The sequence below is a fragment of the Vreelandella sp. F11 genome (assembly GCF_042466685.1).
Lineage (GTDB): Bacteria > Pseudomonadota > Gammaproteobacteria > Pseudomonadales > Halomonadaceae > Vreelandella.
The window spans coordinates 3,030,488-3,050,462 of record NZ_CP170448.1; the positions used below are offsets into that span (position 1 = coordinate 3,030,488).

Annotated in this window: 16 protein-coding genes; 10 read left to right on the top strand and 6 right to left on the bottom strand. The window is 55.8% G+C overall.

All coding sequences use genetic code 11. The annotated features are described in order from the left end of the window. The first annotated feature begins 3 nt into the window (after positions 1-3). From ACFIOZ_RS13905 to ACFIOZ_RS13915, 3 genes are all read left to right on the top strand, one after another. A complete protein-coding gene (locus tag ACFIOZ_RS13905; RefSeq protein WP_386078755.1) occupies positions 4-3,105 on the top strand; it encodes an FAD-binding and (Fe-S)-binding domain-containing protein in 3,102 nt (1,033 codons plus the stop codon). Positions 3,106-3,208: 103 nt separating this feature from the next. After that, positions 3,209-4,279 carry an efflux RND transporter periplasmic adaptor subunit gene (locus ACFIOZ_RS13910; RefSeq protein ID WP_386078758.1) on the top strand — a complete coding sequence of 357 codons (1,071 nt, stop codon included), beginning with the start codon at positions 3,209-3,211 and terminating at the stop codon, positions 4,277-4,279. A gap of 17 nt (positions 4,280-4,296) precedes the next feature. Beyond that, complete coding sequence (locus ACFIOZ_RS13915) at positions 4,297-7,440, top strand: efflux RND transporter permease subunit (protein ID WP_386078760.1); 3,144 nt, start codon at positions 4,297-4,299, stop codon at positions 7,438-7,440. A 7-nt stretch (positions 7,441-7,447) separates the two neighbouring features. Here the strand turns inward: ACFIOZ_RS13915 and trpC are convergent, their stop codons facing one another. The 3 genes from trpC to ACFIOZ_RS13930 are packed head-to-tail and all read right to left on the bottom strand — an operon-like array spanning position 7,448 to position 9,981. After that, positions 7,448-8,251 carry an indole-3-glycerol phosphate synthase TrpC gene (gene trpC / locus ACFIOZ_RS13920; protein ID WP_386078763.1) on the bottom strand — a complete coding sequence of 268 codons (804 nt, stop codon included), beginning with the start codon at positions 8,249-8,251 and terminating at the stop codon, positions 7,448-7,450. Between the two features lie 37 nt (positions 8,252-8,288). Beyond that, positions 8,289-9,308: an anthranilate phosphoribosyltransferase gene (gene trpD, locus ACFIOZ_RS13925; protein WP_386078766.1), complete on the bottom strand. Its 1,020-nt coding sequence runs from the start codon at positions 9,306-9,308 to the stop codon at positions 8,289-8,291. Positions 9,309-9,345: 37 nt separating this feature from the next. After that, positions 9,346-9,981, bottom strand: a complete 636-nt coding sequence (locus ACFIOZ_RS13930) for an anthranilate synthase component II (RefSeq protein ID WP_386078769.1) — start codon at positions 9,979-9,981, stop codon at positions 9,346-9,348. Positions 9,982-10,367: 386 nt separating this feature from the next. On the opposite strand from ACFIOZ_RS13930, the gene ACFIOZ_RS13935 reads away from it, so the two are divergent. Next, positions 10,368-11,288, top strand: a complete 921-nt coding sequence (locus ACFIOZ_RS13935) for a metal ABC transporter substrate-binding protein (protein ID WP_386078772.1) — start codon at positions 10,368-10,370, stop codon at positions 11,286-11,288. A 17-nt stretch (positions 11,289-11,305) separates the two neighbouring features. On the opposite strand, the gene ACFIOZ_RS13940 is transcribed toward ACFIOZ_RS13935, so the two are convergent. Further along, positions 11,306-12,031, bottom strand: a complete 726-nt coding sequence (locus ACFIOZ_RS13940; RefSeq protein WP_386078775.1) for a phosphoglycolate phosphatase — start codon at positions 12,029-12,031, stop codon at positions 11,306-11,308. A gap of 118 nt (positions 12,032-12,149) precedes the next feature. Here ACFIOZ_RS13940 and ACFIOZ_RS13945 point away from each other — a divergent pair, with 118 nt between their 5' ends. Then, a complete protein-coding gene (locus tag ACFIOZ_RS13945; RefSeq protein ID WP_386078778.1) occupies positions 12,150-13,448 on the top strand; it encodes an NAD(P)/FAD-dependent oxidoreductase in 1,299 nt (432 codons plus the stop codon). A 13-nt stretch (positions 13,449-13,461) separates the two neighbouring features. On the opposite strand, the gene rpe is transcribed toward ACFIOZ_RS13945, so the two are convergent. Next, positions 13,462-14,154 carry a ribulose-phosphate 3-epimerase gene (gene rpe / locus ACFIOZ_RS13950; protein ID WP_386078780.1) on the bottom strand — a complete coding sequence of 231 codons (693 nt, stop codon included), beginning with the start codon at positions 14,152-14,154 and terminating at the stop codon, positions 13,462-13,464. Between the two features lie 224 nt (positions 14,155-14,378). On the opposite strand from rpe, the gene cysP reads away from it, so the two are divergent. From cysP to ACFIOZ_RS13970, 4 genes are read left to right on the top strand one after another with little or no spacing between them, the layout of a single operon-like run. Beyond that, positions 14,379-15,389: a thiosulfate ABC transporter substrate-binding protein CysP gene (gene cysP, locus ACFIOZ_RS13955; protein ID WP_386078783.1), complete on the top strand. Its 1,011-nt coding sequence runs from the start codon at positions 14,379-14,381 to the stop codon at positions 15,387-15,389. A gap of 26 nt (positions 15,390-15,415) precedes the next feature. Beyond that, on the top strand, positions 15,416-16,270 hold the full coding sequence (gene cysT / locus ACFIOZ_RS13960; RefSeq protein WP_386078786.1) for a sulfate ABC transporter permease subunit CysT: 855 nt from the start codon (positions 15,416-15,418) through the stop codon (positions 16,268-16,270). After that, positions 16,270-17,097: a sulfate ABC transporter permease subunit CysW gene (gene cysW / locus ACFIOZ_RS13965; protein ID WP_386078788.1), complete on the top strand. Its 828-nt coding sequence runs from the start codon at positions 16,270-16,272 to the stop codon at positions 17,095-17,097. Before cysT ends, cysW begins: the two co-directional genes overlap by 1 nt. After that, positions 17,094-18,188 (top strand): sulfate/molybdate ABC transporter ATP-binding protein, encoded by a 1,095-nt coding sequence (locus ACFIOZ_RS13970; RefSeq protein WP_386078790.1) that lies wholly within the window; start codon positions 17,094-17,096, stop codon positions 18,186-18,188. The genes cysW and ACFIOZ_RS13970 overlap by 4 nt, the downstream gene beginning before the upstream one ends. 68 nt (positions 18,189-18,256) lie before the next feature. Here the strand turns inward: ACFIOZ_RS13970 and ACFIOZ_RS13975 are convergent, their stop codons facing one another. Beyond that, positions 18,257-18,910, bottom strand: a complete 654-nt coding sequence (locus ACFIOZ_RS13975) for an alpha-ketoglutarate-dependent dioxygenase AlkB family protein (RefSeq protein WP_386078793.1) — start codon at positions 18,908-18,910, stop codon at positions 18,257-18,259. A gap of 101 nt (positions 18,911-19,011) precedes the next feature. Here ACFIOZ_RS13975 and ACFIOZ_RS13980 point away from each other — a divergent pair, with 101 nt between their 5' ends. After that, the gene (locus ACFIOZ_RS13980; RefSeq protein WP_386078795.1) at positions 19,012-19,953 is read left to right on the top strand and encodes a DMT family transporter; all 942 of its coding nucleotides are present in this window, start codon (positions 19,012-19,014) and stop codon (positions 19,951-19,953) included. The last annotated feature ends 22 nt before the right edge of the window (positions 19,954-19,975 follow it).

Consider the following 19,975-nt stretch of genomic DNA (forward strand, 5'->3'; position numbering starts at 1 on the left):
ATTATGATTGCATCCTTGGACACCCGTACCGCCCCGTTTGAACGTTTGGGCAAAGATTACCTGCGATTTCTACAAGCTCTCAAAACCCGCGGATTTGAGGGCGAAATAGCGCCTGACTATGCCAACCGCACGGTGCTGGCAACGGATAACTCGATTTATCAGCGTTTGCCCCAGGCGGCGGTTTACCCCAAGCATGCTGAAGATCTCGAACGGCTAACCCGGCTGGCGGGGCAAACTACCCATAGAGGGATTGTGCTAACGCCCCGCGGCGGCGGCACCGGCACTAACGGCCAGTCCCTCACCGACGGTATTGTGGTAGATATCTCCCGCCATATGAACCGGATCCTTGAGATCGACGTTGAAAACCGTCGGGTGCGCGTTCAGGCTGGGGTGATCAAGGATCAGCTCAACGCGGCGCTCAAACCCCACGGGCTGTTTTTCGCCCCGGAGCTGTCGACGTCCAACCGCGCCACCCTTGGCGGCATGATCTCTACCGATGCCAGCGGTCAGGGCAGTTGCGAATACGGCAAAACCCGCGACCACGTACTGGAGCTCGATACCGTTCTGATTGGCGGCCAGCATCTACACAGCCGCTCCCTGTCCCCGGACGAAGAACAGGCCGAGCGCCAGCAGGAAGGCATTCTTGGCCGCGTGCATACCACCGCCGCCGAGATTATCGACCAGCAGCGTGAGCTGATAGAGGCAAAATTTCCGCCGCTCAACCGCTGCTTGACCGGCTACGATTTAGCCCACCTGCGCGATGGTGATGGCCAGCTTAATCTCAACAGCCTGCTGTGCGGCTCGGAAGGCTCGCTGGGGTTTCTAAACGAAGCGGTGCTCAATGTGCTGCCGATCCCCAAGCACTCCACGTTGGTCAATGTGCGCTATACAAGCTTTATGGACGCTCTGCGCGATGCCAAGACGCTGAAAGCCGCCAGCGCCCGCCCCACTTCCATCGAAACGGTGGATGACACCGTCCTCCAGCTTGCTATGGAGGACTTTGTCTGGGACAGCGTGGCCGAATTTTTCCCGGCAACCGGAACGGCACCGATTCGCGGCATTAACCTGATCGAGTTCAATGACGACGATGAGAGCGCCCTGGCCGCTAGGGTTGAAGCCTTCACCGGCCATCTAAGCCAAGACACTACTGTCGAACGCCTGGGCTATACCCTGGCCGAGGGACGCGGGCAGATTCAGAAAGTCTACGCTATGCGCAAACGCTCGGTGGGGTTGCTCGGCAATGTGCAGGGGGAAAAGCGCCCAATTCCATTTGTGGAAGATACCGCTGTACCACCGGAACATCTGGCGGACTTTATTGCCGAGTTCCGCGCCGCGCTGGATGCCCGCGGGCTCTCCTATGGGATGTTTGGTCATGTGGATGCGGGGGTACTCCACGTACGCCCCGCCATCGATATGAAGGATCCAGAGCAGGAAAAACTGATTCGAGCGGTCTCCGATGAAGTGGCAGCGCTTACCCAAAAATATGGCGGCCTGCTGTGGGGCGAACACGGCAAGGGCGTGCGCTCGGAGTACGCCCCCAGGTTCTTTGGCGAGCTCTACCCCAGTCTACAGCGGGTCAAAGCCGCCTTTGATCCGTTTAACCAGCTTAACCCCGGCAAGATCGCCACGCCCTCCGAGATCGGCGAGCTCATCGCCAAGGATAGCGACCCCGACCTGCTGACCATTGATGGCGTGCCCATGCGCGGCCAGCTTGACCGCACCATTGACGAGCGCGCCTGGCAGGCCTACGACGCCGCGGTCTACTGCAACGGCAACGGCGCCTGCTACAACTACGACCTTGACGACCCCATGTGCCCCTCCTGGAAGGCCACCCGGGATCGCCGCCACTCGCCCAAAGGCCGCGCCAGCTTGATCCGCGAATGGCTACGCCTACAGTCACAGGCAGGGATCGACGTCGTTGAAGAGTCACGCAAGAAGAAAGCCGAAGGCGGCTTGGGCTTTATTAAAAGCTTTCCATTGCGGGTGGCGAACACGCTGAGCCGTAAGCACCACCACGACTACTCTCATGAAGTCTACGACGCCATGGCGGGTTGCCTGGCGTGTAAATCCTGCGCGGGTCAGTGCCCGATAAAAGTGAACGTACCGCAGTTCCGTTCGCAGTTCTTGGAGGTCTACCACGGCCGCTACCTACGCCCAGTGCGGGACTACTTGATTGGTGGCACTGAGTTTATGCTGCCCACCCTGGCCAAGGCCGCACCACTGTATAACGCAGTCATCGGCCAGGGCTGGGTGGAAAAGCTGATGCGCAGCACCTTGGGCATGAGTGATTCCCCCGCCCTCTCCCGCGCCAGCGTTAAGAAACAGCTGAAGGCCTGGGGCATCGCCGAAGCGACGCCGCTCTCGCTGGCGCTGTTAACCGAACAGCAGCGCGCCAACAGCGTGATTATTGTCCAGGACGCCTTTACTACTCACTTTGAAGCCAAGCTGGTGTTGGACGTGGTGGAGTTACTCTCGCGGCTGAACCTACGCGTATTTGTCATGCCCTTCTCCGCAAACGGCAAACCGCTCCAGGTGCAGGGCTTTCTGGGCGCCTTTGAACGCACCGCCGCCAAGCAGGCCGAGCGGCTACGCACGTTGGCCCGCTTTGATATCCCCATGGTGGGCATCGACCCGGCGATGACGCTCACCTACCGCCAGGAGTATGTCAAAGCACTAGGCAATGAGGCGGTGCCCGAGGTGCTGATGTTGCAGGAGTGGCTGGCGACGCGCATCAATACACTGGCGCCCAGTCAGCTTAAGCTCACCGACCCAGGCTTTAAGCTGCTCTCCCACTGCACCGAGAAGACCAACGCGCCGGGAAGCCCCAAAGCATGGCAGCAGGTATTTGCCGCCTTTGGTTTAGAGCTTGAACTGATGGCCACCGGCTGTTGCGGTATGTCCGGCACCTACGGTCACGAAACCCGCAACGCCGCTACCTCAAAAACGATCTACGCCCAGTCGTGGCAGCCCCCGGTTGAAGCAGAGGAGAACGCAGGCAAGCTGCTGGCCACCGGCTACTCCTGCCGCAGCCAGGTGAAGCGCTACTCGGGACAGGTGCTGCCGCATCCACTACAAGCCTTGTTGATAGCGTTAAAGCAGCACTAAAGTTTGTACACAGATTAAATCTTGTATAACGTTGACATGACTAACGGGCGACAGTGTTAAAACTGTCGCCCGCCGTATTGATTCGTTATCAGGAGCTTACTTGTTGCCTCGATTCCCCACTCTGGCCCGCCTAGGCGCTGGCATTGTGCTAATCATAACGCTGATGCCAAGCCTAGTGACCACGGCGACTGCTCAGGAAAGTCGCGTTGAAACACAGGTGGTTGAAGACACTCCTCGCGTAGAAGTATTGCCGCTCACCGGCAGCGTCAGCGCCCCGCAAACCTCACAGCTGTCGAGCGCTGAAGCAGGTCAGGTCAGCGAACTAGCGTTTGAGATGGGCGACACCGTCACTCAAGGCCAGCCGCTACTCTCTCTAGATACCCGCGACATTACTCTAGAAAGCCAGCGCGCCCGCGCCGACTTATCCCAAGCTGAAATCGAGCGTGACGAAGCGCAACGCTTAGTCAGCGACGCCAACCAGCTCTCTGCGCAAAACTTTGCCGCCAGCCAGCGTCGCCAGCGCGAAAGCTCTTTAGCGGCGGCCCAGGCCACCCTTGAAGCGCGCCAAGCAGATTACAGTTTGGCCCAGCTGCAGCTTGAGCGTCACCAGATACGCGCGCCCTTTGACGGCATGGTCACCCACCGTGAGAGCAATGTCGGTGAATGGATCAACCCTGGCGATACCCTGCTTACCTTGGTCGATTTAGCGTCTCTTCGCTTGGATTTCTCGGTGCCGCTCTCTGCCCATCAGCGCTTTGCAGACTCTCAATTAGAGGTGCGCTTAGAAGGCAGTGAGCAATGGCACCCGGCGCGCACCCTCGCGCGCATTCCGCTTAATGTCAGTTCACGTCAGTTTCTGCTCCGTGCTGTGCCTGAAAAGCCACTGGAAATGCTACCGGGCATGGCCGTAGAAGGCCGCTTGCAGCTCAACGGCGAAAGTGGCCCTAGCGTGCCGCGGGATGCGCTAATCCGCCGTCCAGATGGCAGTGTCAGCGTTTGGCTCGCCCGCCAAGAAGAGGACACTTGGCGAGCTTTTGAGCAGCGGGTTGAGATCGGTAGCAGCCACCAGGACGGAGTCGCTATCAATGAGGGCCTATCGGCGGGTGACCGTGTCATTGTCGTCGGCAACGAACGCCTTGAAGAGGGGCAAAGCGTGTCCCTGAGCGACGACTAAAGGAGCCGCCCTCAGCTATGTTTGCCGCCATTATCCGTCACGGTATATTGGTTAGCGTGACGACGCTGATCCTGTTGATTATAGGTATCGCTGCCATCTGGCGTATTCCGGTGCAGATGATTCCCGACCTGGAAACCCGCGTCATCGGCATTGAGACCCAGTGGCCAGGCGCAACGCCGCAGGATATCGAGAAGGACATCTTGATCGAACAGAAGGAGTTCCTGCGCAATGTGCCCAACCTGCAGCGCATGGAGTCCACCGCCAGCAGCGGCAGCGCCGAAATCGAGCTGGAGTTTCCCTTCGGCGTCGATCTCACCGAAACGTTGATTCGGGTAAACAATGCGCTCAGCCAAGTCCCCTCTTATCCCAACAACGTCGATCAGCCGCGCATCGTCGCCAACTCCTTTTCCGCCAACGCCTTTATGTACTTTAACGTTGGCCCCCGCGAAGGCAACCCACGCCAGCTCGCTATGCCCGCCATGCGCGATTACCTGGAAGATAACGTCCGCCCGCGCCTGGAGAGCGTTGCTGGTGTGTCGGAAGTGACGGTTTCCGGAGGCGCCGAGCGGCAAATGCAACTGCTGATCGACCCTGAAGCACTAGTCGCCCGTGAACTGAGTATCTCTGATATTCAAGCCGCCCTTCAGGCCCGTAACCAGGATGTCTCCGGCGGCAACCTAGAGAGCGGCAAGCGCCGCTACCTGCTGCGTACCGTGGGGCGCTTTGAGGATGTAGCAAGCCTCGAAGCACTTATTCTTAAACGGGAAGGCGACGCGGTTACCCGGCTAAGCGATGTCGCCGAGGTGCGCCAATCCTATGCCGAACTCACCTCCCGGGCTTACAGCTCGGACGGTCAGCCGGTGTTGAGTGTTCAGGTGCGCCGGGAACCGGGCGCTAACGTCATCGATATCAAGCGCGCCATGCTTGACGAAGTGGCAGTGCTTAATGAGGGCCTGCTAACCGAGCAGGGCATGCGCATGACGCTCTCCAGCGACGACGTGCGCTATGTGGAGTCGTCAATTGCCAATGTTTGGGTCAACCTAGGCCTGGGTGCGCTGTTTGCCACCCTGGTGATGTACGCTTTTTTACGTTCGGCCCGAGCCACGCTTGCTGGTGTGATCGGCATTCCCATTTGCACCATCGCTGCCTTTCTAGGCCTGCTGCTGGCAGGCCGCACGCTCAACGTTATCTCCCTGGCGGGTGTTGCTTTCGCTATTGGCATGACCATTGATAACACCATTGTGGTGCTGGAGAGCATTGAGACCCAGCGCCGCCGTGGCTTGGCACGCTTTGAGGCAGCTCTTGAGGGCGTTAAGCAAGTATGGCCCGCGGTGCTCGCCTCAACGTTGACCACTATTTTAGTCTTTGTGCCAATCTTCTTTATTCAGCAGGAAGCGGGGCAACTCTATTCGGATATTGCGGTAGCCATCTCGACGTCGATTATTGTCTCGATGGTGGTCGCTATTACCGTGATTCCCACCCTGGGTGCGCATATCGACTTTCGCGGTAAGGAGAGCGCCTCAACCACTTCGCCTCGCTGGATACGCGGCTGCCTGTGGGTGGTTAATAGCATTATCCGCACCGCTTCCCGGCGTTTTCTTGCCATTGTGCTGGGTATCGTGGGGGGTATCGGCATATTTGTCTGGCTGACGCCCCCGGCGGAGTACCTACCCGAAGGCGAAGAGGCTAAAACCTTTGCCCGCATGAACGCCCCGGCAAGTTACAACCTGGCCACCATGGATGTGATCGCCCAAACCCTTCAGCAAGAACTTGAGCCCCATGTAGGCGCAGAGCCTGAACGCTTTGAGCGTAGCGATACCGACATCCCGCCGATTCGCACCATGGGCATTCAAGCCGAAGCACAGAGTCTAAGAATCATCGCTGAAACTATCGACCCCAGCCATATTGAAGCCTTGATGGACGCCCTCACCCAGCGCTTTGAAAGGTATCCAGACATGCGCGCTTTTGCTGCTCGCGGCTCGATTATCTCCAGCAATGACGGCGGAACACGCAGTATCACGCTGGATATCGCGGGTAACGATCTAAACGAACTCTATACCACCGCCAATGCGATTTATCAGCGCGCCGAGACCGTTTTAGACAATCCGCGCATTCAGTCGCGGCCCTCTGCCTTGGATCTTGGTCAGCCGCTGATTGAGATTTACCCTGATTGGGAGCGCGCCGCCGAAGTCGGCATGGGTACCGGAGAGCTGGGTACCACCGTCGCGGTGCTCACCAACGGCGCCTACCTGGATGACTTCTATCTCGACGATGAGAAAATCGACCTTTACGGCTACGGCCCGGAGGCGGGCGATATCGACTTGGGTGCTCTCACCACACTGCCCATCTATACACCCTCAGGGGTAAGCGTTCCTCTCAACACCCTCGCCGAGATTCGTGAAACCGTGGGAACGGCGACGCTGCGGCGGGTAGACGGTCGCCGCAGCGTTACGCTAGACGTTATTCCACCTCGCAGCGTAGCGTTGGAAGCGGGTATCGAGCGGATGCAGCGCGAAGTAATCGAACCTCTGCGCGATGAGGGGGTAATACCCGCCAACATTAACGTCACCGTGACCGGCGCGGGGGATCAGTTGGACGCGACCCGCCAGGCACTTACCGGCAATGCATCAATCGCATTGGCAATTGTGTACTTGCTGCTAGTGGCGATTTTTGCCCACTGGGGTTACCCGCTGCTTATTCTCGCCACGATTCCGTTAGGTGCAGCAGGCGGGATTGTAGGGCTTTGGCTAATGAATACGGTGGGCGCCCTATTGCCGAAAGTGGGCTTGAACGCCATCAGCCAACCGTTTGACATGATCACGATGCTGGGCTTTTTGATTCTAATGGGCACGGTGGTCAACAACCCGATACTGGTGGTTCATCAGGCGAGGGAGAATTTACGTAGTGCGTCGATGAGCGTTCGCGAGGCGGTTCAACAGGCGGTAGAGAGTCGCCTACGGCCTATCGCCATGACCACGCTCACTACCTTGTGCGGCCTTTCACCGCTGGTATTTCTACCGGGGGAAGGCACCGAGCTTTACCGCGGTGTCGGTGCCATTGTGCTGTTTGGCCTGCTCGGCACGGCGATTGTGACCGTTACGTTCCTGCCCGCTCTAACCGTGGCCGTGCTGAGCTGGAATAGCGAAAGGCAATCCACTTGAGCCTTGTCTAAAAGAACAGCCGTTTAAGTGCCAGCCCTGGATCACTCTCACGCATAAAGACCTCGCCGACCAAAAAACCATTAACGTTGTGGTCACGCATTAGCTCAACGTCATCGCGAGTATGAATACCCGATTCGGTAATCACCGTAACGCCCTCTGGAATACGCGGCAGCAGATCCAGGGTGGTATTCAGGCTGGTTTCAAAGGTATGTAGGTTACGGTTGTTGATGCCCACCAGCTTTAGATCCAGCGCTAGGGCGCGCTCAAGCTCCTTAGCATCGTGCACTTCGACCAACACATCCATCCCCAATTGCGTAGCCTGCTGATGCAAGTCGCGCAGCTGGGCGTCGTCCAGAGCGGCGACAATCAGCAGAATGCAGTCAGCGCCAATGGCGCGTGCCTCACAGACTTGGTAGCCGTGAGTGATAAAGTCTTTGCGGATGACTGGCAGCGTGCAGACATCCCGAGCGGCAATGAGATAGTCTTCGTGGCCTTGGAAAAAATCAGCATCGGTGAGTACCGAGAGACAAGCCGCCCCTCCTTGAGCATAACTTTTTGCGATATCAGAGGGGTGAAACTCTTCACGAATCACGCCCTTCGAGGGCGAGGCTTTTTTCACCTCGGCAATGATGGCCGGATCACCTGCTGAGATGCGCGTGTTAAGTGCATCGATAAAGCCACGCGGCGCACTCTGCTGCTCACCGAGGGCGAGCAGATCCGCCTCTGAAACGGCCTGACGGCGCTCAGCCACTTCCTGCTCTTTGCGAGCCAGAATGCGCGTTAAAATAGTCGGCGTTGCCTGTTGAGTCATGTTGATCTCTTTTTTTAAGCTTATCTTGTTTAAGCACCTACTGCTTAAAAACGCTGGTGAAGTGCGACAGCTCTTTGAGTTTTTCAAGCGGCAGTTTAGAAGCCTGAGCGTCCTGGGCCACCATCACCCCCTCTTTTAAGGTGTCTGCCACGCCCGCACAGTAGAGCGCGGCGCCGGCGTTTAGCGCGACCATATCGGCAGCCGCGCCTTCACCGGACAGCGCGGCCTTGACCAAGCGTAGGCTGTCTTCTGCAGTGGCGGCTTTCAGCGTTGCCAGGCTCTGGCGCTCAATACCCAGCTCTTCGGGGGTAATGGTGTACTGGCTAATCTTCCCCTCTTTGAGCTCGGCTACCAAGGTGGGGCTGGCTAGTGAGATCTCGTCCAGGCCGTCCTCAGAATGTACGACCATTACATGACGGCTGCCCAGAGTTTTCAGCACTTCCGCCATCAGCGGCACCAGCTCCGGCGCGTAAACACCCAGTACTTGGTTGGGCGCCCCCGCAGGATTGGTCAGCGGGCCTAAAATATTAAACAGCGTGCGCACGCCCATTTCTCGGCGCGGGCCAATAGCATAGCGCATGGCCGGGTGATGATTGGGTGCAAACATAAAGCCTACGCCTACCTGCTCGATACAGAGCGCTACTTGATCAGGCCTGAGATCCAGGTAGATACCCGCCACATCGAACAGATCCGCACTGCCCGATGACGATGAAACGCTGCGGTTACCGTGTTTGGCCACGTGTGCTCCAGCAGCCGCGGCGACAAAACTGGCAGCGGTGGAAACGTTAAACAGGTTAGCGCCATCACCACCGGTACCGACAATATCCACAACGTTGTCAGCACTTAGCTCAACGCGCTTCATCAGCTCGCGCATTACCTGGGCTGCGGCGCTAATTTCCGCGGCGGTTTCGCCTTTCATGGCGAGGCCTACCAGCAGGCCGCCAATTTGCGCGTCAGATGCATCGCCGGTCATGATTTGGCGCATCAAGGCGTGCATCGCATCGAAAGAGAGGTCTTCGCGGCGCATCACCGCATTAATCGCATCTCGCATTTGCATGAGCAGAGGGGCCCCTAAAAGCGTGTGAAACCGGCCATTAGCCGCGTTTTAAAAAGTTGGCCAACAGCTCATGGCCTTGGCGGGTAAGAATTGACTCAGGGTGAAACTGAACCCCTTCAATATCCAGTTCGCGATGACGAAACCCCATGACTAACCCGGGGGTTACATCGTCATCGCCTGTCCAGGCAGTGACTTGCAAACAGTCGGGTAGGCTCGCTTTATCAACCACCAGGGAGTGATAGCGAGTCACCTCAACGGGATTATCCAGCCCTTCAAAAACGCCTTGATTAGCGTGTCGCACAGCAGAGGTTTTGCCGTGCATCACCTGCGGCGCACGCACGACCTTCCCCCCATACACTTGGCCAATCGCCTGATGGCCAAGGCAGACGCCCAAAATAGGTAGCTTGCCTGCAAAGTGTTTGATGGCAGCCATGGAGATTCCCGCCTCGTTGGGCGTGCAGGGACCGGGCGACACCACCAGGTGCGTCGGCGCGTGCTCTTCGATTTGCTCAATGGTGATATCGTCATTGAGATGAGTGATAACTTCTGCGCCCAGCTCACCCAGGTACTGTACGATATTAAACGTAAAGCTATCGTAATTATCGATCATTACCACTTTCGGCGCTGACTGTTCCTGAGATGGCTGTTTCTGCACCGACTGAGCTTGCGCCATTGCCCCACTTACTCCATTGCGTCATTACGACCACAGATTAAACCGCTATTGAGTGATGATACCCCAACCGAGCACTCCCTTGCAGGGGGTAAGTGACAGCCAAGCCTCCCCTTTTGACCACCAGCCCTACGGGCAATAGATCACAGCTTTGGATGACCAAGTCGATGCGGCAAAGAAGAAACCATTCGGACGGTCATAAGGAACGCTATGCTTAGGAGTGAAATACAGGCTCTTTTCAACATAGTGGCCCTTTCCACTTGAGGGTATTCTGCCTTGAGCAATACTTGTTTCGGCCTGCCGCTGTATCGGAACTGGCAACCAGCCACCGCAGTCTTTATTATCTGCCGTCTTTTTAGATAGCCTTTTTAACCAGTTAGGAGCGTAGGATGTCAAAGTGGGTTACCTGGGTATGTGCGCTCTTATTCGTCGCGCTGATAAGCGCTGCGCCAGCGTATGCCAATACAACGCTGCGCGTTATTGCTTCCTTTTCAGTCATGGAGGAGCTGGTCAAACGGGTGGCAGGCGACTCAGTCAGCGTTAATGTCATTGTACCGCGGGGGGAAGATGTTCACCGCTGGGAGTTAACGCCACCCAATGTGCTGGCGTTAGAAGAGACCCATATCGTGTTTTATAACGGGCTCGGGCTAGAACCCTGGATACGCCACGTCGAAGCGATGTCTGACGATAACCTTACGTTAGTGGAAGTGGCTAGAGAAGCCGACTATACACCGCTAATCATCACGACCGGGCAGCATAGAGGCGAGCTGGATCCGCATATGTGGATGGATCCAGAGGGAGCAGCGGCCTACATTGATGTCATTGCCGAGACCTTGGCAGAGCACCTACCCGACCAGGCCGAAGCGTTTTATACCCGGGCTGAAGAGGCACGCAAAGCGTTGGACAACCTTAATCTAGCGGTGAAAGAGCGCCTGGAAGGCATCCCCCAAACAAACCGCACATTGGTGACCAGTGAAGCAGGTTTTGGCTATTTCGCCCGCGCCTACGCCTTTGAAGCCCTAGGAGTGTGGGGCGTTAATCACGAAACCCAGGGCAGCGCCAAGGCAATGGCCAAAATGAGCGAATATCTTACTACTAATCGCCCACGCCCTCCGGCGCTGTTTTTTGAAAGCACCACCCCCAGTATTCATATGGACGCCCTGTCACGAGAAGCATCAATTCCTCTCGCAGGCCCGCTGTATGTGGACTCATTAAGCGGTGCAGACGGCCCGGCAGCCAACTATTCGGCCATGCTGCACCATAATGCAGAAGTCATGCATACCGCCCTAGGGGGCGCGACGGCCGAGTAGTCGGCCGTCTGTAGGTATTAATCAGTTGCCGGTGTCTTCAGGGGAGCGGTCAGTAACTCGGTTAACGAACTGAGCACCAAGTCGGGGTGGCTACTTTCAATTGGCTCACCATGATTGTAGCCGTAGGGTAGCGCCAGCGTCGTAAAGCCCGCCGCCTTTCCAGCAGCTATATCATGACGGGAGTCGCCCACCATCACACACGCCTCTGGCGGCACTTGGCAGTGTCGAGCAGCGTGCAACAGCGGCAAAGGGTGGGGCTTCTTCTCGGGCAGCGAATCACCACCAATGCAGAGGGTGAAGTAGTCCAGCAGCTCAAAGTGACTTAGCAACGGCTCAATAAAGCGTTCGGGCTTATTGGTGATCAACACCAGCGTCAGTCCTTGCTGATGCAGCGCCTGCAGTGCTTGCGTGACGCCTGGGTAGAGCGTTGTCAGGCTATTGGGAGCGGCGCCGTAGTGCTCCATGAACACATCATAACCGCGCTGCAAAAGCGCTGGTTCGGGCGCCGCTCTTAGGGCCCAGGTCAGGGCTCTTTCGACCAATACGGGCGCACCATTGCCGACCCAGTCCCTCACCTCCGCCTCACTCGGCGCTGGCAATCCCAACTCATTTAGGGTGCGCGCCACTGCGGCGGCAAGATCCGGCACTGAATCGATCAGCGTGCCGTCCAGGTCGAAGGCAATCAGCCGTTTTCCTTGCAGCGCCGCGTGTCGTTCTGCGTAGTGAATTGGATGTACTTGCAATGCTCTCTACCCCATTTTCATTAGACAACCATCTTACCTGTTCCCAGCAACGGTGCGCATTAGTAAGAAGCGCCAGAACCTTCTATGCTGGGGCTAATTTAGTTAAAGAGGTAGTGATATGCACACTCCCAGAATCGTGATTGTCGGCGCCGGCGCAGGTGGTTTAGCCCTCGCTACACGTTTAGGTCGCACCTTAGGTAAGCGAAAACGCGCAGAAATTGTGCTGCTGGATCGCAATACCACCCATGTATGGAAACCGCTGCTCCACGAACTGGCTACCGGCGTGCTGAACTCCAGCATGGACGAGGTGGATCTTCGCGGGCACTCATCGGCGCACTTCTATCGCTTTCAGCGCGGCTCGCTCACCGGCATCAATCGCGAGCAGCAGGTGCTCCAATTAGCCCCTATCCACGACGAAGATGGATACGAAGTCCTACCCGCCCGAGAGCTTGCCTATGACTATCTGGTCATGGCAATAGGCAGTGTTTCCAACGATTTCGGTACGCCCGGCGTGGCGGAACACTGCCACTTTATTGATTCCCCCGAGCAAGCCAAGGCGTTCCAGCGCGATATGATCAATACCTTTCTCCGCTACACCGACCCAAACCTGCGACAGCATACGCAGTTGACCATTGGCATCGTCGGCGGCGGAGCAACAGGCGTAGAACTTGCGGCCGAATTGTTTGATGCTTCGCGCATGCTCAATGCCTATGGCGTGACGGCACTGGATAATCAACAAATCAGTGTGCACTTGCTAGAAGCAGCCCCGCGTTTGCTGCCAGGGCTTTCGGAACGGGTCAGTCAAACGGTCAAAACAGAGCTTGAGGAGATGGGCGTGACGGTTCACACCGATACCGCCGTGAAAGAGGCTCAAGAGTACCAGTTGGTCACTGGTGACGATGAAGTGATCAAGACCGACATCAACGTTTGGGCAGCAGGGATCAAAGCACCACCCTTTCTGGCTGAACTAGGCCTCACCACGAATAAGAAAAACCAAATTGAAGTCAACAGTACTCTGCAGAGTGTCGATGATGAGAAGATTTTTGCCTTAGGTGATTGCGCCAGCTGCCCAATGGGAGAAAGTGGCACGGTGCCGCCTCGCGCCCAGGCGGCTCATCAGCAGGCAAAACTGCTCGCCAAAAATATCGTTAATCAACTGGAAGGCAAACCGCTCGCCGATTTTCGCTACCGCGATCACGGCTCGCTGGTGTCGCTGGCCCGCTACGATGCAGTGGGCAATTTAATGCGCAGCTCCGCCTCCAAAGGGCTGTTTTTAGAGGGCTGGCTGGCCCGCCAGGCCTATGCTTCGCTCTATCGCATGCACCAGCTCTCTATTCATGGGGCGCCGAAGACGGGGCTAGCGTGGTTGGTCGATAAACTTAACCGTTACTTAAAGCCGCGCATGAAACTTCACTAAACAGCACTGACGTTTACTTGGCCAGCGCATCCCGCATCTGCTTGATTACCGTGTCATAGCCGTGTGGGTCGCTGGCCTGGTGGGCACTAAAGATCGCCGAACCAGCCACAAAGGTATCAGCGCCCGCGGCGGCGATTTCGCCGATGTTATCCACTTTCACCCCTCCGTCAATCTCCAGACGGATCGGGCGCCCTGAGGCGTCAATACGCGCCCGCGCCTCGCGTAGTTTGTTAAGTGTGCCGGGGATAAACGACTGGCCGCCAAAGCCTGGGTTAACGCTCATCAACAGCACCATATCGACTTTATCCATCACATAGTCGAGATGGGAGAGGGGCGTTGCGGGATTAAATACCAGACCGGCTTTACAGCCACCATCTCGGATCAACTGCAGCGAGCGATCGACGTGGTCAGACGCTTCCGGATGAAAGGTAATGTAGCTGGCGCCCGCCTCAATAAAGTCACTGATCATGCGATCCACCGGTTTGACCATTAGATGCACATCAATGGGCGCAGTCACTCCATGCTGGCGCAGCGCTTTGCACACCATGGGGCCAATGGTGAGGTTGGGCACATAGTGATTGTCCATGACATCGAAGTGCACCACATCCGCGCCAGCCGCCAGCACGTTATCTACTTCCTCGCCAAGCCGCGCAAAGTTAGCGGAAAGAATAGAGGGGGCAATCAAAAAGTCCTGCGCAGCGGTCATAGCACGTTCCTAAATTAACAGGGGAATAAGCCAGCTATGTTACCAGAGCCACCTACTAAGCCCCATCTCCTATACGGCTTTGCATTGGACATCTGCGCACAGTTATATTCTTAAATAGAATATAAAACATGATTGTAATTCCAGATTGATAGATTTAACCTTGCAGCTATTGTGACACTACTATTTAGCGATACGTTGCGCTTACTGTTTGAAGGAGTTTCTCTATGGCACTGCCCACCATTTTCCGCCGCAGCCTGGTTGCCATTGCACTAGGCGTTACAGTTAGTGGTACCGCCGCTGCCCAGGAGCGGGAACTGCTCAACTCTTCCTACGATATCGCGCGGGAGTTATTTGCAGCGATCAATCCCGAGTTTCAGGCGTGGTGGCAGGAAGAGCACGGCGAGGAGATTGAAATTAGCCAGTCTCATGGCGGCTCTTCCGCCCAGGCCCGTGCCATTCTTCAAGGCCTGCGAGCCGATGTGGTGACCTTTAATCAGGTGACCGACGTGCAGGTGCTGGCTGACGCCGGTCTGGTTGCAGAAGATTGGCAGGATGCCTTTGATAACAACGCATCCCCCTACTACTCCACCACTGCCTTCTTAGTGCGTAAAGGCAACCCTAAAGGCATCGAAAGCTGGGACGATCTGGTTAAAGAGGATGTAGAAGTGGTTTTCCCGAACCCTAAAACCTCAGGTAATGGTCGCTATACCTACTTAGCGGCTTGGGGCTTTGCCGAAAACGAATTCGATGGTGATGAGGAGCAAATTGAGGACTTCATGCGCACCTTCTTGGCCAACGTAGCGGTATTTGATACCGGCGGCCGTGGGGCGACCACCAGCTTTATCGAACGTGAAATTGGCGATGTGCTGATTAGCTTCGAGTCGGAAGTCAACAATATTCGCAGCGAATACGGCAGCGACGATTACGAAGTGATCGTGCCGCCGGTGAGCATACTGGCCGAGTTCCCGGTTGCCGTTGTGGGCGAAAACGCAGAGCGCAACGGCAACAGCGACCTGGCCCAGAGCTACCTTGAGTATCTTTATACCGAAGAGACTCAGCGTCTGCTTGCAGGCTTTAATTACCGCGTGCATAACGAAGCGGTGGTTGAGGAGTTTGCCGACCAGTTCCCGGAAACCGAACTGCTCGAAGTTGACGAAGTATTTGGCAGCTGGGACGAGGCCATGGAGACCCACTTTGAGGGTGGCGCCCTTCTCGACCAGTTACAGCGTCGCTAATAATCACTTATGAGCCAGCCTGAACTATGAGTCAACTTGCCACTTGGCGAACCGGCAGCACCCGTGTGCTGCCGGGTTTTGGCCTTTCTATGGGTATCAGCGTGCTGTTCATCTCGCTGGTGCTGCTCTTGCCGATTACCGGCCTGTTTGGCCAGTTAGCCGAGCTTAGCTTCGCCGAATATTGGGCGATCATCACCGAAGGGCGAGTCGTCGCCAGCTACATGGTCACCATTGGCGCAGCGGCCGTAGCAGCGATCGTCAACGCCATATTTGGTTTATTACTGGCATGGGTGCTGGTGCGCTACGAGTTCCCCGGTAAGCGTCTGCTAGATGCACTGATGGATCTCCCCTTTGCATTACCAACTGCGGTGGCTGGCATCACGCTGGCAACCCTTTATGCCGGCAGCGGCTGGATGGGTGGGTTGCTGGAACCACTGGGCTTTCAGGTCGCCTACACCTGGGTAGGTATTGCGCTAGCTATGGCGTTTACCAGCATCCCTTTTGTAGTGCGCACGGTGCAGCCGGTGCTGGAAGACCTTCCCGCTGAAGTCGATGAAGCAGCCATGTCGCTGGGCGCGACCGACGGAGTGGCCTTTCGACGGGTGATCCTGCCGCACATTTGGCCAGCTCTGGTTACCGGCACGGGCTTAGCGTTTGTTCGCTCATTGGGTGAGTTCGGGGCGATTATCTTTATCGCTGGCAACATGCCTTATGAAACCGAGATCACCGCACTGATGATTTTCGTCAAACTGCAAGAGTATGACTATGCAGGGGCATCGGCCATTGCCTCAGTGGTGCTGTTTGTATCCCTGGCACTACTGCTGGCGATCAATGTTTGGCAGGGTCGCTTCGTACGCCGCCTACACGGAGGTAAAGGGTAATGCGCCGAATTGGTGATGCGCCACTCATACGGCGTCTACTAATAGCTACCGCATTGGTATTATCAGCGCTGTTTTTGCTGTTGCCACTGGTGGCCATTTTTGCTCAAGCATTCTCCCAGGGCGTCATGGTGTTCTGGTCAAACGTCAGTAACACATTCACCCTGCACGCCATTGGTTTAACGCTGGTGATTGCGCTGTTGACCATACCGGTGTGCCTGATATTTGGCGTTGCCCTGGCGTGGCTGGTCACACGTTTCAGTTTTCCTGGGCGGCGTATTCTGCAAACCTTGATCGATATTCCCTTTGCGGTTTCCCCCGTGGTGGCCGGTCTGATCTATTTGCTGCTATATGGTCGCAATGGCTGGATCGGCTCTTGGCTGGACGGTCATGATATTCAGTTGATGTTTTCTTGGCCGGGAATTCTGATGGTGACTATTTTTGTTACCTGTCCTTTTGTGGCACGTGAGCTGATTCCGTTGATGCAGGCCCAAGGCTCCCGCGAAGAAGAAGCGGCCGTAACGCTTGGCGCATCGGGTTGGACAACGTTTCGCCGGGTCACTCTGCCCAACATTCGCTGGGCACTGCTTTATGGTGTGATTCTTACCAACGCCCGTGCGGTGGGGGAGTTTGGTGCGGTCTCAGTGGTCTCCGGCGCTATTCGCGGCAAGACCAATACGCTACCACTGCACCTTGAACAGCTTTATCAGGATTATAACGCCGTGGGGGCCTTTGCCTGCGCGGCCCTACTCGCATTGATTGCCCTACTGACGCTCGCCGCCAAGGCCGGGCTGGAGTGGCGCGCAGCGCGCCGGGAGGCATTTGCATGAGCATTCATTTATATAACATCGCTAAGCACTTCGGCAATACACAGGCGCTAGAGCCGATCAACCTGGATATTCACGAGGGCGAGCTGGTAGGTCTACTCGGCCCCTCGGGGTCGGGCAAGACCACTCTGCTGCGGATTATCGCCGGTTTGGAAAATGCTGACCGCTCTAACCAGCCGGGCAAGATTCTGTTTGGCGACCGCGATGTCACCAACGTGCATGTCCGCGACCGGCGTATCGGCTTCGTGTTTCAGCACTACGCCCTTTTCCGTCATATGAGCGTTTACGACAACGTGGCTTTTGGGTTGACCGTGCTATCCCGCAAGCGTCGCCCTAGCAGCGGTGAAATTCGTGCACGGGTGTTTCGGCTGTTGGAAATGGTCAAGTTAGAGCACCTTGCCAACCGCTATCCTGCCCAGCTTTCGGGTGGTCAACAGCAGCGGGTGTCGCTGGCTCGCGCCCTAGCCGTAGAGCCGGAAGTACTGCTGTTGGACGAGCCGTTTGGCGCTCTGGACGCCAAAGTGCGCCAAGAGTTACGCCGTTGGCTACGCCACCTACATGACGAGTTCAATTTCACCAGCGTCTTTGTCACTCACGACCAGGAGGAAGCGCTGGAGCTTTCCGACCGTGTGGTGGTGATGAGCAATGGCCGCATTGAGCAAATTGACACCCCCGATGAGCTCTACCGGGAGCCCAAAAACCGCTTTGTGTTTGAGTTTTTAGGCGATGTGAACCATCTCGAAGGCAAAGTGGCCAACGGCGTACTCACCTGTGGCGACGCCTATTGGCACGTAGATCTACCCGATGGCCATGAAGAGCTGCTGCTGCGCCCTCATGAGGTGCGGCTAACCGAGCAACCCACCTCTGAGAGCCATTTGCCGGTCACCATCACCGCAATATCGCCGGTGGGCGCCGAGGTGCGTGTGGAACTAGAGGCTGATTGGCTCGCCCAGCCCTGGCTTGCTACCGTGCGCCATACTGACTTTGAGCACTTGGCGCTGCGCCGTGGGCAACGCTTATTCGCCCACCCTCGTCACTGGCGGCGTTTCCCCAAAGCTGAATCGAAAGCGACAGAGCAAAGCCGCGTGGCATAACGCTATAGCTATAGAAGCACTGGCGGCCTCAAGTGGGGCCGCTAGTGCCAGCGTTTCATAAGATGATCTCAAAAGCGCATTTGCCTAAACGTTAGACTCACCCGTGGCTCAATATCTCGCTTGGTTTTGGGCAGGCTATGTAACCAATTTTTCTGCGTGGCACCTTTCATAATCAACAGGCTGCCGTGGGCCAAAACAAGCGAAACACTCTCCCCTGTCTGTCGATGTTTAAAAGAAAACTTCCTCTCCCCTGTCTGTCGATGTTTAAAAGAAAACTTCCTCTCCCCGCCTAAACTCAACGCTCCGATGACGCCATTCTCGATAAGGTCTTTTTCGGCATCGCTGTGCCAGCTCATCCCCTCCTCCCCTGTGCTATAGACATTACACAGGCACGAATTAAATACCTCTCCACACTCTCTCTCCACCCGCTGTTTAATCTCGCGCAGAAAGTTCGGCCACACTAATGCCATTTTTGTATACCCAGAGTAAGTATAGGAAACCGGCTGATCTGCATACCAGGCTATCTTGCGTTTAGTCACAATCTCTTTGCCATAAATAAAGGCGCGATCATGCTCCCAACTTAGCTCGCTTAGGCACTTTGCTAAATACATATCGGCAGTGGCGGTATCCACGATTTTGCCGTGGTAGTAGGCCTCGCCATCCTGTGGAAGCAAATTAATCAGCTTCATATCATCATTTTCAAACAGATCCGTATATGTCATGGCAATGCCTATTTTATACTCACTACAAAGACAGCAAGAAACGGGTTTTTCTCCCACTAATAGGGGGGCAATACTGAGCGCCAGGGGTAAACCTCCAGGGCTTGGCTGATACCTGCCGGCTAAGAGAAAACATTGAAAAGGGTCATAAAATGAGAGCAATAGACTATCTGCGTCTACTGGCGCTAGCCGCTATCTGGGGAGCAAGCTTTCTTTTTATGAGAATCGCCTCACCGGCGATAGGCCCGATCAACACAGCTTTTTTTAGAGTCTTTTTTGGCCTTATTGGCTTGGCTATTATCATCGCATTCATACGTAAAAGCCTGGCATTCAGAGGCAAGTTAGGCAAGATTTTGATTTTGGGTGCCATCAACTCAGGTATTCCCTTCCTGATGTACAGCATAGCTGCAACATTACTACCTGCTGGCTATTCAGCGATTCTAAATGCCACGACCCCTTTAACAGGGGCCATGATCGGTTTTTTTATCTTTAGCGAGCGTTTAACTATAAAAAAATGGCTGGGCGTAACGCTAGGTATTATCGGCATTACGGTTATTACCACCGTGGGTGATTCAAATATTGTTGGCAACATCTATATCGGCGTTGCGGCCTGTATCATAGCCACTATTGGTTACGGCTTTGCTGGCTTTCTTACCCGAAAATGGATAACTCAACAGGGTGGCCTGGATTCAACGTTGGTTGCGTTCGGCAGTCAAATAGGTGCTACCGCTTTTCTCAGCCCCTTTTTACTTTGGAACATCTCATCTGGCCCCAGCATTGATTGGCTTCAAGGTGATGTGTGGGTCAGCCTGCTCGCAGTCGGCTTTTTATGCACCTCCCTCGCTTATATCCTTTATTTTAGATTGATCGCTGACATTGGGCCGTTACGGTCGCTCACCGTTACATTCTTGGTGCCGCCCTTCGCTGTACTATGGGGCTTTTTAATTCTTGATGAAACGCTATCCAGCGGATTCTTGCTTGGCTCTTTGATCGTTTTACTTTCCGTTTGGTTAATCGTGGGGCCCGATTCGAAAAAAGCAGCCTAGCGCACTAGATTGCGTCTCTTCT

Excerpts from the sequence above, each read along its gene's own strand:
- ACFIOZ_RS13905 (WP_386078755.1), top strand. The coding sequence starts at position 4 with ATGATTGCATCCTTGGACACCCGTACCGCCCCGTTTGAACGTTTGGGC.
- ACFIOZ_RS13915 (WP_386078760.1), top strand. The coding sequence starts at position 4,297 with ATGTTTGCCGCCATTATCCGTCACGGTATATTGGTTAGCGTGACGACG.
- trpC (WP_386078763.1), bottom strand. The coding sequence starts at position 8,251 with ATGACTCAACAGGCAACGCCGACTATTTTAACGCGCATTCTGGCTCGC.
- trpD (WP_386078766.1), bottom strand. The coding sequence starts at position 9,308 with ATGCAAATGCGAGATGCGATTAATGCGGTGATGCGCCGCGAAGACCTC.
- ACFIOZ_RS13930 (WP_386078769.1), bottom strand. The coding sequence starts at position 9,981 with ATGGCGCAAGCTCAGTCGGTGCAGAAACAGCCATCTCAGGAACAGTCA.
- ACFIOZ_RS13935 (WP_386078772.1), top strand. The coding sequence starts at position 10,368 with ATGTCAAAGTGGGTTACCTGGGTATGTGCGCTCTTATTCGTCGCGCTG.
- ACFIOZ_RS13945 (WP_386078778.1), top strand. The coding sequence starts at position 12,150 with ATGCACACTCCCAGAATCGTGATTGTCGGCGCCGGCGCAGGTGGTTTA.
- rpe (WP_386078780.1), bottom strand. The coding sequence starts at position 14,154 with ATGACCGCTGCGCAGGACTTTTTGATTGCCCCCTCTATTCTTTCCGCT.
- cysP (WP_386078783.1), top strand. The coding sequence starts at position 14,379 with ATGGCACTGCCCACCATTTTCCGCCGCAGCCTGGTTGCCATTGCACTA.
- cysT (WP_386078786.1), top strand. The coding sequence starts at position 15,416 with ATGAGTCAACTTGCCACTTGGCGAACCGGCAGCACCCGTGTGCTGCCG.
- cysW (WP_386078788.1), top strand. The coding sequence starts at position 16,270 with ATGCGCCGAATTGGTGATGCGCCACTCATACGGCGTCTACTAATAGCT.
- ACFIOZ_RS13970 (WP_386078790.1), top strand. The coding sequence starts at position 17,094 with ATGAGCATTCATTTATATAACATCGCTAAGCACTTCGGCAATACACAG.
- ACFIOZ_RS13975 (WP_386078793.1), bottom strand. The coding sequence starts at position 18,910 with ATGACATATACGGATCTGTTTGAAAATGATGATATGAAGCTGATTAAT.